This window comes from Paenibacillus rhizophilus (assembly GCF_003854965.1).
Taxonomy (GTDB): domain Bacteria; phylum Bacillota; class Bacilli; order Paenibacillales; family Paenibacillaceae; genus Paenibacillus_AQ; species Paenibacillus_AQ rhizophilus.
Genome location: NZ_RQPI01000002.1, coordinates 302,162 through 314,686, shown reverse-complemented (window position 1 = coordinate 314,686; position 12,525 = coordinate 302,162). Strand labels below are relative to the sequence as shown.

Annotated in this window: 9 protein-coding genes and 1 tRNA gene; 7 read left to right on the top strand and 3 right to left on the bottom strand. The window is 51.8% G+C overall.

Annotated features, from left to right (window positions below):
• Window positions 1–11: 11 nt before the first annotated feature.
• The gene (gene dpsA, locus EH198_RS06805) at window positions 12–911 is read right to left on the bottom strand and encodes a dipicolinate synthase subunit DpsA (RefSeq protein WP_246014126.1); all 900 of its coding nucleotides are present in this window, start codon (window positions 909–911) and stop codon (window positions 12–14) included.
• A 262-nt stretch (window positions 912–1,173) separates the two neighbouring features.
• On the opposite strand from dpsA, the gene EH198_RS06800 reads away from it, so the two are divergent.
• From EH198_RS06800 to EH198_RS06780, 5 genes are all read left to right on the top strand, one after another.
• Window positions 1,174–2,163 carry a LacI family DNA-binding transcriptional regulator gene (locus EH198_RS06800; RefSeq protein ID WP_124694790.1) on the top strand — a complete coding sequence of 330 codons (990 nt, stop codon included), beginning with the start codon at window positions 1,174–1,176 and terminating at the stop codon, window positions 2,161–2,163.
• Between the two features lie 175 nt (window positions 2,164–2,338).
• Complete coding sequence (locus EH198_RS06795) at window positions 2,339–3,787, top strand: sucrose-specific PTS transporter subunit IIBC (RefSeq protein WP_124694789.1); 1,449 nt, start codon at window positions 2,339–2,341, stop codon at window positions 3,785–3,787.
• Between the two features lie 59 nt (window positions 3,788–3,846).
• The gene (locus tag EH198_RS06790) at window positions 3,847–5,349 is read left to right on the top strand and encodes a glycoside hydrolase family 32 protein (RefSeq protein WP_124694788.1); all 1,503 of its coding nucleotides are present in this window, start codon (window positions 3,847–3,849) and stop codon (window positions 5,347–5,349) included.
• Between the two features lie 54 nt (window positions 5,350–5,403).
• Window positions 5,404–7,116, top strand: coding sequence for a glycoside hydrolase family 13 protein (locus EH198_RS06785; protein WP_124694787.1), 1,713 nt, complete (start codon window positions 5,404–5,406; stop codon window positions 7,114–7,116).
• Window positions 7,117–7,147: 31 nt separating this feature from the next.
• Window positions 7,148–7,648 carry a PTS sugar transporter subunit IIA gene (locus EH198_RS06780; RefSeq protein WP_124694786.1) on the top strand — a complete coding sequence of 167 codons (501 nt, stop codon included), beginning with the start codon at window positions 7,148–7,150 and terminating at the stop codon, window positions 7,646–7,648.
• 178 nt (window positions 7,649–7,826) lie between these two features.
• On the opposite strand, the gene EH198_RS06775 is transcribed toward EH198_RS06780, so the two are convergent.
• Entirely contained in the window at window positions 7,827–10,022 is a 2,196-nt protein-coding gene (locus EH198_RS06775; RefSeq protein WP_124694785.1) for an alpha-galactosidase, read from the bottom strand.
• A gap of 213 nt (window positions 10,023–10,235) precedes the next feature.
• Between EH198_RS06775 and EH198_RS06770 the strand changes: the two genes are divergently transcribed.
• Window positions 10,236–11,063, top strand: coding sequence for an AraC family transcriptional regulator (locus tag EH198_RS06770; protein ID WP_148091487.1), 828 nt, complete (start codon window positions 10,236–10,238; stop codon window positions 11,061–11,063).
• Between the two features lie 380 nt (window positions 11,064–11,443).
• Here EH198_RS06770 and EH198_RS06765 read toward each other — a convergent pair.
• Window positions 11,444–11,520: transfer RNA gene (locus EH198_RS06765), tRNA-Pro, on the bottom strand.
• A gap of 204 nt (window positions 11,521–11,724) precedes the next feature.
• Here EH198_RS06765 and EH198_RS06760 point away from each other — a divergent pair.
• Complete coding sequence (locus tag EH198_RS06760; RefSeq protein ID WP_124694783.1) at window positions 11,725–12,507, top strand: SDR family NAD(P)-dependent oxidoreductase; 783 nt, start codon at window positions 11,725–11,727, stop codon at window positions 12,505–12,507.
• The last annotated feature ends 18 nt before the right edge of the window (window positions 12,508–12,525 follow it).

The window sequence follows — 12,525 nt, the reverse complement described above, 5'->3', positions numbered from 1 at the left end:
GCGAAGATCGATTACTCATATTCCAACCGCTGTTTTTCCTGCAAAAGCAGTTTCGTGATCGTTTTGCCGAGGATGTGTCCTGCTGTTTTAGGAGCCACAATTCCTGGCAGACCTAGTGCCAATAACGCCTTAATTCCATGCTCCTCGGCAAAGCGAAAGTCTGTTCCACCCGGACGGGAAGCCAGATCGATAATAAGAGTTTCTTTTGAAATACAGGCAATGATGTCCTGAGTGATAACCAATGAAGGAATTGTGTTAAAAATAATATGGACGTCATTCACCTGACATTTTAAATCCGTTGTATAGAAAGCGTTGAAGCCCATTTCCCAGGCTCTTGCATAAACTTCAGGCTTGTTGACTCCTGCTTTTACGCCGGCTCCCAGCACCTTGAGCGTTCTTGCAAGTGTCATCCCGATTCTACCCAGGCCCAATACCATGCAGGTGGAGCCATGAATCGTAATATCCGTATGCTGGATTGCCAACATCACAGCACCTTCGGCCGTAGGAATAGAATTGTAGATGGCTACGTCATCGCGTTCAAATAGCTCTATTAATTCTAAACCATGGATCTTGCATAAGTCTCTAAGATAACGATTGGCTATGCCAGTAAATACTTTGGCATGTTTGGGAATCGAGGCCAACAGATCTTCGGTTAGAAACAGCTCCTCTGACGAGAAAACAGACTCTGCTTTTCCATATTCATCGGTTCCGGATATGGGGAGAATCACTGCGTCCGCCTGGCTTAAAGATTCGACGCTTAGACTAGTTATAACTGTTCCGTCCAGCGGCAACAGATTATCAAAGCCAATGATTCGAACGTCTGCTCTCAGCTCAAGAAGCACTCGAATAACTTCGAGTTGGCGTTTATCTCCGCCAATCAGAACAACCTTTTTACCGATTAACGGCTCCACATGCTCAGTCCTCTCAGCTACTTTTACTAAGAGATTCGACATCAGAATTTTGTTTTCCTTTACCTATCCGTTGTTATCCCCATTTGCCGAACTAGTTAAACGATTACACTTTATGTAAATTATGCTTGCCGGTTTCTCTGTCCTTATGGCAGTATAGATGTAAATAATTGGAAGTATTAGGACTGTCTTGCCGTCGCAAACAGTTTGGTTTATAGTAAAAATGAAATTAGCGACGTTTCTCGGATAATGGAGGTGAATTCGGATGGTTACAATTTCTGACATCGCCCGGTTATCGGGAGTGGCAAAGAGTACGGTTTCTCGTTATTTGAACGGGGGCTCGGTAGGCAGCGATACCCGAATAAAAATTGAGAAAATTATACGTGAAACAAGCTATATACCCAATTCCTTTGCTCAAAGTTTAAAGACCAAACGTCCGAATATCATCGGAACTGTAGTTCCAAGACTGGATTCGTACGCTTCTTCCCGAACACTCATGGGCATCGACGAACAACTCCGTACTCAGGACTACGAAATGCTGATTTTGAACAGCAACCGTGACCCCCGGCGCGAGGTTGAGAATTTGTACAGTCTTGCCAGACAGAAGGTAGCGGGGATCATTCTGCTCGCTACTGAGATCGGCCCTGAGCATACGGCTGCGTTCCGAGAATTACAAGTGCCGATTTTGCTCGTGGGTCAACAGTATTCCGGGATTTACAGCCTTATTCACGACGATGAGCGTTCCGCATATGATCTTTGCCGACTTGTACTAAATAAGGGGCATCGTCGCATCGCCTTTTTGGGCGTATCGGAAAGGGACCAGGCAGTCGGTGTAGGACGGAAGATAGGATTTATAAAAGCGGTAAGTGAATACAAGGACGCTAATGCAATCTGTTATGAAACCGGATTCGGCATTGAGGAAGCGCAGATAAAGGCTGAAGAAATCATAAGGCAGAACCGCCCGACTGCTTGGGTGTGTGCCACGGATAATATCGCGCTAGGGGTTATGAAAGCAGCGCATAATCTGGGATTTCGGGTTCCTGACGATTTTTCCGTTGCGGGGTTTGGAGATTATGAAATTGCCGGGATCATGCATCCCGGGCTGACGACCGTTAAATTCTTTTATCAGGAAACAGGCCGAATGGCGGCTTCCTGCATGATGAAGCTGGTGAACGGTCAGCCGGTGGAAAGAGTCATGCATTCCCAGTATAAAATTATTGAGCGTGAAAGCCTTGACATTCCGTTTGTACTCTGATTATAATCAATTCAAAGAAACCGGTTCCAAACGGCCGGTTTTTAAAACAATATAATTGGAACCGGTTCCGAAAAATATGCTGATACCTTATTTTCCGGCTGCTGGTCTCGGTATCCAGGTGAAAAATTTTTTTGACTGGAGTGGAACCGGTTCCGAAAGATATGGAGGAGAAAATATGGATTACAAACAAGTTGCGGCTGACATCCTGGATGCTATCGGAGGCAAGGAAAACGTAACGGCAGCTGCGCATTGCGCCACGCGTTTGCGGCTCGTTCTTGAAGACGAGTCACAGCTCGATCAAAAAGCGCTTGATCAGATGGATGTTGTCAAGGGGACTTTTTCCACAGGAGGGCAATATCAAATTATACTTGGAGCCGGGATTGTAAATACCGTCTACGGCGAATTTGCCAAACTCACGGGTCTTGGAGACATGTCCACCGGTGATGTTAAGACGGCAGGCGCAGCAAAAATGAATCCGCTTCAACGGTTTGTGAAAGCACTTTCTGATATTTTCGTTCCAATTATTCCGGCGATTGTGGCCGGGGGTCTATTAATGGGGATTAATAATGTGCTTACTGCCAGTAATCTGTTCGGTCCCAAGTCATTGGTTGAGATGTACCCAGGCATTGCCGATTGGGCGAGCATTATTAACTTATTCGCGAATGCTCCTTTTGTCTTCCTTCCGATCCTGATCGGGTTCTCGGCCACCCGCAAGTTCGGGGGGAATCCTTATCTGGGTGCGGCGCTCGCCATGATTATGGTCCATCCCGACCTGCTCAATGGTTACGGCTACGGCCAGGCGCTTGTGGACGGGACTGTGCCCACCTGGCATCTGTTCGGTTTTTCTATCGAAAAGGTCGCCTATCAGGGAACAGTGTTGCCGGTGCTAGCCGTGTCCTACATTTTATCCGTAATCGAGAAAAATTTGCGCAAGGTTATTCCATCTTATCTTGATAATCTGCTAACTCCCCTGCTGTCCGTCCTAATTACCGGCCTCTTGACCTTTGCTTTCGTTGGCCCGGTCCTCCGCGCTGCGGGCAACGGGGTGACGGATGGACTCTTTTGGCTGTACAATACGACCGGTTTCATCGGAGGTGGCATCTTCGGTTTCTTCTATTCAACGATTGCCATTACGGGAATGCATCACAGCTTCCTCGCTGTGGACACTCAACTGCTGGCGGATGTGGCGAAGACGGGCGGATCCTTCTTGCTCCCGATTGCCTCTATGGCGAACATCGCGCAGGGTGCGGCTACGCTGGCCGTCCTTCTCATTACCCGCAACAGCAAGACAAAGAGCATCGCTTCGGCTGCCGGCATCTCCGCGCTGCTCGGTATTACCGAACCTGCAATGTTCGGGATCAACCTCAAGCTTCGCTATCCGTTTATTGCGGCGATGATTGGCTCCGGTCTGGCCTCCGCCTATGTCGCCTATGCGCATGTGCTGTCCATTTCAATGGGACCGGCGGCAGTACCCGGGATTATTGCTATCCGTCCGCAGTCGATCGTCGGCTTCTGCATCGGGATGGGGATCAGCTTTCTGGTAACGTTTGTCATTACCCTGTTCTGGGGCAAGCGGCAAAATGCGTCAGCCGCAGGAGAGACATCAAACGAAGCTGCGGCTTGAACATCAACCTAAACATACCAAGGGCTTGGACATTTTTGCAGTAAGGAGGTTGCTCTGGAGTGGAGTGGATAAAAGAAGAGAGATACAGAAGATTGGAAGAAACCGATCCGGAAGAAATCTCCGGTTTGGCCGCCAGAGTCGCCCGGTGCCCCTGGCGTCAGGGCTATCATATTCAGCCTAAGACAGGGCTGCTGAACGATCCGAATGGATTTGCTTTTTTTCAGGGAGAGTATCATTTGTTCTATCAATGGTTTCCTCTCGGTCCTGTACATGGACTCAAATATTGGTATCATACCAGCTCTCCAGATCTCGTCCATTGGACGAACCGGGGGGTGGCGCTAAGACCAGACCGCAATTTTGACAGCCACGGGGTGTACTCGGGCAGCGCAATTGAGCACGATGGGCGATTGTACCTCATGTACACCGGCAATACACGTGATGATAATTGGGAGCGTCTGCCTTATCAGTGTATGGCTCAAATGGAGAAAGACGGCAGTATACACAAGTTTCAATCCCCGGTTATTGGCGGACCGCCGTCCGGTTATACCGACCATTATCGTGATCCCAAGGTGTGGCATCAGGACGGTTTCTTCTATGCCGTGATCGGCGCGCAGCGCTCCAACCTTACCGGCTGTGCCGTGCTGTACCGCTCGATCGATCTTCATAAGTGGGAACTGCTTGGCGAGTTACGCACCGGCTTGCCCGATTTCGGCTATATGTGGGAATGTCCAGATTATTTTGAATTGGCCGGCCAGGGAATTCTCTGCTTTTGCCCGCAGGGAGCGAGGCTCGACGAGCCCGGTAATATTTATCCGGCGGGCTATTTGATCGGAGAACCACTGGATGTGGAGACGAGGGATTTTCGGCATGGAGACTTTCGTTTGCTGGATCGCGGTTTTGATTTCTACGCCCCTCAGACTACACTAACGCCGGATGGCCGGCGCATTCTGGTAGGCTGGATGGGTCTGCCGGATGTTCCCTACCCCACGGACGATCACGGTTGGGCCCACTGCCTGACGCTGCCGCGTGAACTTCGGGTGGAGGGCGGCCGATTGTACCAGCTTCCCGCTCGTGAGCTTCAGGCACTCAGAGGAAAGGAAAGCTTCTCGATTGGGAAGATTTCAGATGGGACGTATAGTCCGCCCGGTTTTTCAGGCTCCCGGTATGAGCTGCTGATCGAATTCAATAATGTAGACGCCTTCGAATTTGGTGTCGGGCTGAGGACGGGAGAAGGAGAAAGGACGGTATTGGTATGTGACAGCCGGGATTCCAGGCTTATGCTGGATCGAACGCTGTCTGGCCGGCCGATCGCGGCGGAATATGGTATGGTTCGAAGCTGTGCGGTGAATCCTTCAGCCGTCAAGCTGCAGTTGTTCGTGGATACGTCGTCTGTAGAAGTGTTTGTGGACGACGGCCGCGAAGTCTTTACCGCCCGAATATTCCCCGATGCGGACAGCATGGGATTATCCATCTTCGCTAAAGGCGGTGAGGTCTCGTATCGTGCCAGTAAGTGGGATATTACATCGGGGGCAATACGTGATAGAGAGCAGTCGGGTTCGTAAAAGAACTGGGAGGAAGAAAACCGATTTTAAGCAAATCCAAGGGAGAGTTATGTCATGTCCGACAAAGAGTGGTGGAAGAAAAGCGTAGTTTATCAAATTTACCCGCGAAGCTTTATGGACGGAAATGGAGACGGAATCGGAGACATTCCCGGAATAACGTCGAAGCTTGATTATTTGGCGGAGCTAGGTATTGATGTAGTATGGCTTTCTCCGGTATACGCATCTCCGAACGCAGACAATGGCTATGATATTAGTGACTACCGCGCCATTATGCCTGAATTCGGCACAATGGGCGATTGGGAGCAGATGCTTGACGAAATGCACAAGCGGGGCATTCGCCTGCTGATGGATTTGGTGGTCAATCATACCTCGGACGAACATCCCTGGTTCGTAGAATCGCGAAAGTCCCTAAACAATCCTTACCGCGATTATTATATATGGCGGCCCGGAGAACCGGGAAAGCCGCCGACGGATTGGAAGGCTTCCTTCGGAGGACCGGCCTGGACGTACGATGAGACGACAGGCGAATATTATCTTCACATGTTCTCGCCGAAGCAGCCAGATCTGAATTGGGAGAATCCGGCGCTTCGCCAAGGAATTTACGAGATGATGCGTTTTTGGCTGGACAAAGGTGTGGACGGATTTCGTATGGATGTGATCAACATGATTTCCAAGAAAGAATGTCTCGCTCCATATGAGGCCTTCGTTCGCGGCGAAGGAGCCGAGCTCAGCAGAGTCTTTATCTACAACGCGGATAGCGTACATGACTATTTGCAGGAGATGAACAGGGAGGTGCTTTCCCATTACGATGTTCTCACCGTGGGCGAATGTCCGAAGGTTTCTCCGGAGCAGGCCCGGCTGTACACGGACCAGTCAAGGGGAGAACTGAACATGGTGTTCCAGTTCGAGCATATGGGCTTGGATAAGCCGAAGGGGCGGCCCAAGTGGGAGCGCAAGGCACTGGATCTGCCTGAACTGAAGCGCAATTTGAGCAGATGGCAAAATGAGCTGGCCGACGTGGGCTGGAACAGCCTGTACTGGAATAACCATGATCAGCCCCGCATCGTTTCCCGTTTCGGCAATGACGGACCTTACCGCGTCCAGTCGGCCAAGATGCTGGCCACCCTGCTGCATATGATGCGAGGCACACCCTATATTTACCAGGGGGAGGAGCTTGGCATGACCAATGTCCGGTTCGAGAGCATCGCCGATTATAGGGACATTGAATCCCTCAATTTTTATCAGGAGCAGACAGAGGTTCACCGCGGGGAGCCCGTGGAAACCTTGAAGGCCATTTATGAACGCAGCCGCGATAATGGACGCACGCCGATGCAATGGACTGGCGGACCTTCTGCGGGATTTACCTCAGGACAGCCATGGATGAAACTGAATCCCAATTATCCGGAAATCAACGCCGAAGCAGCGGTAGAGGACGCAGCTTCATTGTTTCACTACTACCGGAAACTGATCGAACTGCGCAAGTCCTTGCCCATCCTGACGGAGGGCGCATATGAGCTGATTTTGGAGGAGCATCCTTCAATTTTCGCCTATGTTCGCCGTTTGGGCAAAGAGACGGTGCTCGTAATCAACAATTTTTATGAAAAAGAAACGGAAATGGTTTGTCCGGAAGGTATAGCGAATGGTGCAGGAGAAGTGCTGATCGGCAATTACAGACGGGAGTTGGATGGGGAAAGGTTGACAGGAGCATTCAAGCTTATACTGTCTCCGTATGAATCCCTGGCGATTGGTTACTCGGCAGCATACTGAATATTCTTAGCAGCAGGAGGATGAGAGAAAAATGGCATGGTTTAAGAAAAAGGAAATGGAAAAGCTGGCTCTGATTGAAGTGGGGGTTCCGCTTGTCGGCAGCATCGTTGAGCTTACGGAGGTACCCGATCCGGCATTTGCTGGCGGCTTTATGGGCAAAGGCATGGCCATTAAGCCTAGGGAAGGTAAAGTATTCGCGCCGTTCGACGGAACGGTAGCTCATGTGTTCGATCGCAGCAATCACGCTTTGCTGCTGGAGCATGCCAGCGGCGTGCAGCTGCTGATTCACGTTGGCATTAACACGGTGTCGTTGAAGGGAAGAGGGTTTATGCCCCGTGTCAAGACCGGGGACAAAATCAAGACAGGGCAGTTGCTCATGGAGTTTGATATTACCGAAATCGAGCAGGCCGGCTTTCCGGTGATCACGCCAGTGCTGGTTCCGGACGATCAGGAAATGGTGAAATCGGTGGAGACGCTGGCAGACGCAGCGGAGCCTGGCGGTGCCCCGTTGCTGCGCGTTCACCTGAAATGACGGCGTGAGCTGAATTTCGGCGAACCGACATGCCGTTGCCGCTTATTTGCTGATTAATTCCGCTCAGCAATAAAACGGAGTGAAAGCGCGTTGGGGCGCTGCCAGCGGGGCCTGAAATCACGATTTCAGGCCCCGCTTCGCTGCCGCCTTTTCTTTTATTCAGGCTGCACTGCAGTCCTCATAGCTCGTCGGCCTTGCTGAACCGCCAGAACAGGCTGATAAAATCGCCTTTTACCCTTGGAAGCGTCAATCCGGCGTACATCAGCTCGTCACCGCCGTATACCTTCCCGGTTTCGTGATGGCGGTACAGGTACTTCGGATTCAAGCCCTTGCATTTAAGATTTGGCACCCTTTCTCCCGGCTGGCTCAGCACTCGGAAGAAAGCAAGCACCGCTTCGCTCTGATCGTCGGAGACAAAAGCCCAGGCCGCCTCATTGCCCTCAAACGGACTTAAGATCCGGTAAAATTCTCCGAACTGAATCAGCGGGCGGATTTCTTTATACAGCGCAACCTGGGACTTGACAATCTCCTTTTCCTCAGGCGACATCTTGGTGAGGTCAAGCTCATAGCCAAAGTTGCCCGACATTGCAACATGTCCCCGGGTGTCAAGAGGAGTAATCCGGTTGACCTGATGATTCGGCACGCCCGAAACATGAGCGCCCATAGACACGGTCGGAAAGACCATGCTGTTGCCGTATTGGATTTTTAGCCGGCTGATCGCGTCCGTATTGTCGCTCGCCCATGTTTGTGGCATGTAATAGAGCATGCCGGGATCATAGCGCCCTCCTCCGCTGGAACAGCTCTCGAACAGCACATCCGGAAAGGCGGAAGTGAGCTCCTCCAGCACCCGGTACAGGCCGAGGATATACCGGTGCCCCGTCTCGCGCTGGCGCTCCGCCGGAAGCAGGGCCGAGCCGATCTCGGTTAGATGACGGTTCATATCCCATTTGACGTACGTAATCGGCGCGGACGACAGAATGTCGGACAGCGCGCTAACAATATAGTCGCACACATCCCGCCGCGACAGATCGAGAACGAGCTGGTTGCGCCCCACCGTGCGGGGACGGTCCTTCACGTGCAGGCACCAGTCGGGATGACGGCGGTACAACTCGCTATCCTGGGAGACCATCTCCGGCTCAAACCAGAGACCGAACTGCATTCCCATCCCGGTGATCCGCCGTGCGAGGTGGTCCATCCCTTCCGGGAGCTTGCTGCGGTCAACGGTCCAGTCGCCAAGAGAACTCAGATCATTGTCGCGCTTGCCGAACCATCCGTCGTCCAGCACGAAGAGCTCCATGCCGAGGTCCTTCCCTTCGCGGGCGATCTCTTCAATCTTGTCGGCGTTGAAGTCGAAGTAGGTCGCCTCCCAGTTGTTGATCAGAATCGGCCGTTCTGCGTCACGGAATTTGCCGCGGCTGAGCCGGGTACGATATAGCCGGTTAAAAACGCGGGACATCCCGCCCAGGCCCTGTGCAGAGTATACCATGATTGCCTCGGGTGTCTGAAAGCTTTCTCCGGGAGCCAATTGCCAAGAGAAGCCGAACGGATTGATGCCAATTGACACCCGCGTCGTCCGGTACTGCTGGACCTCGGCCTGGGCAATGAAGTTTCCGCTATAAACGAGATTGAGTGCGTACACCTCGCCATTGTCTTCATCGGTGCCGGGACGGAGCAGGGCCAGGAATGGATTTTGCTGTGGACTGCTGGCGCCGCGCCGGCTTTCAGCCGCCTGGATGCCCGGAACGAGGGGTCTTCGGGCGATATTTCGTTCATTGGTGTGCGCCCCGTAAAAGGTTAGCATATCGTACACGTCGTCCCTGAAATCGATACTGGCGCTGAGCGCGCGCAGAAGGACAAGATTTTCGGAGCCGGTATGGTCAAAACGAACGGATCGGGCAATGGCATCATATTCGTTAAAGACCGTATAGATTAAGGTAGTCCGCAGGCCGGTTAGCGCATCCTCAAGCACAAGCTCCAGTGTATCCGCTTCGCTCTCCCGCTCGATATAAATGGCAGGAAGTCCTGGAAGCTTTGGCTTGCCGGCATATATCCGATGCGTCCGGTAACGGAGGTCGCTGATTTCAGATCCGTTCGGCTGGCTGATCTGATAGGCTGGGATGCCAAAATCGCCGTTGCCGTAGCCCGGGTACTCCTGCGGAAGGTTGTCCAAGGAGAACTTTCGGTCGGAAGGATCAGGATTTGGAGAGAAACCCCGATCGATATGGTCGAAGGGCACAGAATCCCGATAGATGGCGATTCGCCGTCCCCAATACAAATGCCCCAGGTAGCCGTCCCGAACAATCTGCATGCAGTAGCTTGAACCAGGTGTCTGCAGGTGAAACACCTGGTTTTTTTCGTCGTAGTGAATACCCATAAGTGAAATAGTGCTCCTTTACTATTATAATTTAGTGGGAGGCTGAAATGATTGATTCATAAGAATAAACCATTTGTTACTAGCGTAAAGGTATGAAGAAGCCGAAACAAGAGTAACTTCAGAAGCAGAGAAGGGTGAAATATTGCGGTGAATGACGGTGGCAAAGACATAAACGGAAAGCAGACTTCGGTATCTTTTCACTTTATAACTCCAATGCCTTACATCATGCTGAAGGGTACCGGGCATGAACTGATTACTTCACATGATTATATATGGGATGGGCGGAACCGAACTGGAGATCATTGTGTGCTCCAATATACACTGGATGGGCGTGGAGAGATTGAAACGGGGGGACGAAAGCATTCTCTGGAGCCGGGAGACGCTTTCCTGGCGAATATACCCGGCGACCATATCTATCGCCTGCCAGCCGATTCTCCCAGATGGGAAGTACTGTATTTCGAACTGTCACATTTAACGCTACACCTCCTTCAAGAATGGCTGGACATACACGGCTGTATTTTTCGGATTGAGCCGCAGTCGGAAGTGGAGCATCTGCTGTGGGCCACTTACCGGGAGGCGATTGAGGACAGCTATCGCGACATGTATCAATGCTCACGAGCGGCATATTCACTGGCGATGTCGCTGGCCAGTCATCTTGTAAGCTTAGCCAGCAGCTTTCCGCTGCCGCCGGTAGTGGAACGCTGCAAGACCTTCATCGACAGTAATCTGCATCGTAGCATTGGCCTTCCGGAGATGGCAGAGGCATCCGGCTGTTCGAAATTTCATCTCACCCGCGAGTTTGAACGTAAGCTTGGCCTCTCTCCCGGGCGATATTTAACCCGTATCCGGCTGGAAAGAGCGGCGGTTTTGCTCCTGGAGCATGCTGGTATTACATTGGGGCAGGTGGCGGAGTTATCCGGTTTCTCGAATGCCAACTATTTCGGAAAAGTGTTCCGCAAGTATACGGGAATAGCCCCAGGCGAATTCCGAAAGGAAGGCGATCTGTATCAAATTCGGCGGTTGATCCGGAGTGGCCAATGAAAATAGTAACAGGCAGCCGATTGAATATTCGGCAGCCTGTTTTGTAGTAGCTTCAAAGATAAAAAGCAAGATCACGGATCACTACGTTAATGATCAAGAGTCCGCATGACTCGATTGCTTCAATTACAATTCTTTCATGCTGATTCCATTGGGAAATGTCCCGGAACACGAATAACGCCCTTCCAACTTCCTATTGGGAAGCGAAAGGGCTAAAACCCGTAGTGAGCAGATGCATAAACATACATTGGTTAAAATGCTTTATCGTACTAAAGGACACCAGGTTGACACCATACTTCATATGCATCTAATTAGTTAATAGATAACCTATAAAATCCAAACAAAAAAAACCCTTATCTATCAAGGGTTTTAGCATTTACGTATGGTCGAGACGACAGGATTTGAACCTGCGACCTCTTGCTCCCGAAGCAAGCGCTCTACCAAGCTGAGCCACGTCTCGTTAACGGATTTATCGGTGATGTTGCGCCCGAACAATTAGAGATTATACGCCTGATTGCAATTCTTGTAAAGGAGTGTTTTTGGAAAAAAAGAGTTGAAAATATGAACATCTTCCGCAGTAGGTTTACTGGCTGTCAGTATGTATAATGTCCATATGAGAATTTTTAACAGGGCGGTATCGTCCGCCGTTTAAGGGGGAGTTAACATGGAACTGGGGTTGAAAGGGAAAAAGGCAATTGTGACCGGCGGAAGCAAAGGAATCGGACTGGCCACGGCCATCGTTCTGGCGAGCGAAGGCGCGGAGGTGGCGATCATCGCCCGTACGCCGGAGCCGCTTCAGGCAGCCGCGCGTCGTATATATGAAGAGACGGGAATGGAGCCGCTGGTCATTCAGGCCGATATCTCGTCGGAGGAGGGCGCCCGGCGGGCGGTCGAGACGGCTGGAGCGCATTTTGGAGGCGTCGATATTCTGATCAACAATGCCGGAACCTCTGCCGCCAAGCCGTTCGAGGAAGTGGACGCTAAAGGCTGGGACGTCGACCTTGACCTGAAGCTGCTGGGCGCTGTCCACTGCGCGCGGGCGGCGATCCCGTATATGCGCGGGGCGGGCGGCGGCGCGATCGTTAATGTCACGGCGGTAAAAGGCAAGGCTCCGTCCGCTGCTTCCCTGCCAACGTCGGTTAGCCGCGCCGCAGGGCTCGCGCTGACCAAAGCGATGAGCAAGGATTTGGCCGGAGCGGGCATTCGCGTCAACGCGGTATGCATCGGCCTTATCCGAAGCGACCAAATCGAGCGGAAGTGGAAACAGGCCGCGCCGGATTTGAGCTGGGAGGAGTTCTCGGCCGCTCCCAGCCACGGCATTCCGCTGGGAAGAATCGGCGATGCCCAAGAAGCGGCCAATGTGATCGCGTTCCTGGTATCCGATGCGGCGTCCTACGTAACCGGAACGTCCGTCAATATCGACGGGGGCTCTTCAGCGGTGCTGTAACCGGGACCGGATAAAGCA

Coding starts and splice junctions, on each gene's coding strand:
- EH198_RS06775 (WP_124694785.1), bottom strand. CDS start 10,022: ATGGGTATTCACTACGACGAAAAAAACCAGGTGTTTCACCTGCAGACA.
- EH198_RS06770 (WP_148091487.1), top strand. CDS start 10,236: ATGCCTTACATCATGCTGAAGGGTACCGGGCATGAACTGATTACTTCA.
- EH198_RS06780 (WP_124694786.1), top strand. CDS start 7,148: ATGGCATGGTTTAAGAAAAAGGAAATGGAAAAGCTGGCTCTGATTGAA.
- EH198_RS06800 (WP_124694790.1), top strand. CDS start 1,174: ATGGTTACAATTTCTGACATCGCCCGGTTATCGGGAGTGGCAAAGAGT.
- EH198_RS06760 (WP_124694783.1), top strand. CDS start 11,725: ATGGAACTGGGGTTGAAAGGGAAAAAGGCAATTGTGACCGGCGGAAGC.
- EH198_RS06795 (WP_124694789.1), top strand. CDS start 2,339: ATGGATTACAAACAAGTTGCGGCTGACATCCTGGATGCTATCGGAGGC.
- EH198_RS06785 (WP_124694787.1), top strand. CDS start 5,404: ATGTCCGACAAAGAGTGGTGGAAGAAAAGCGTAGTTTATCAAATTTAC.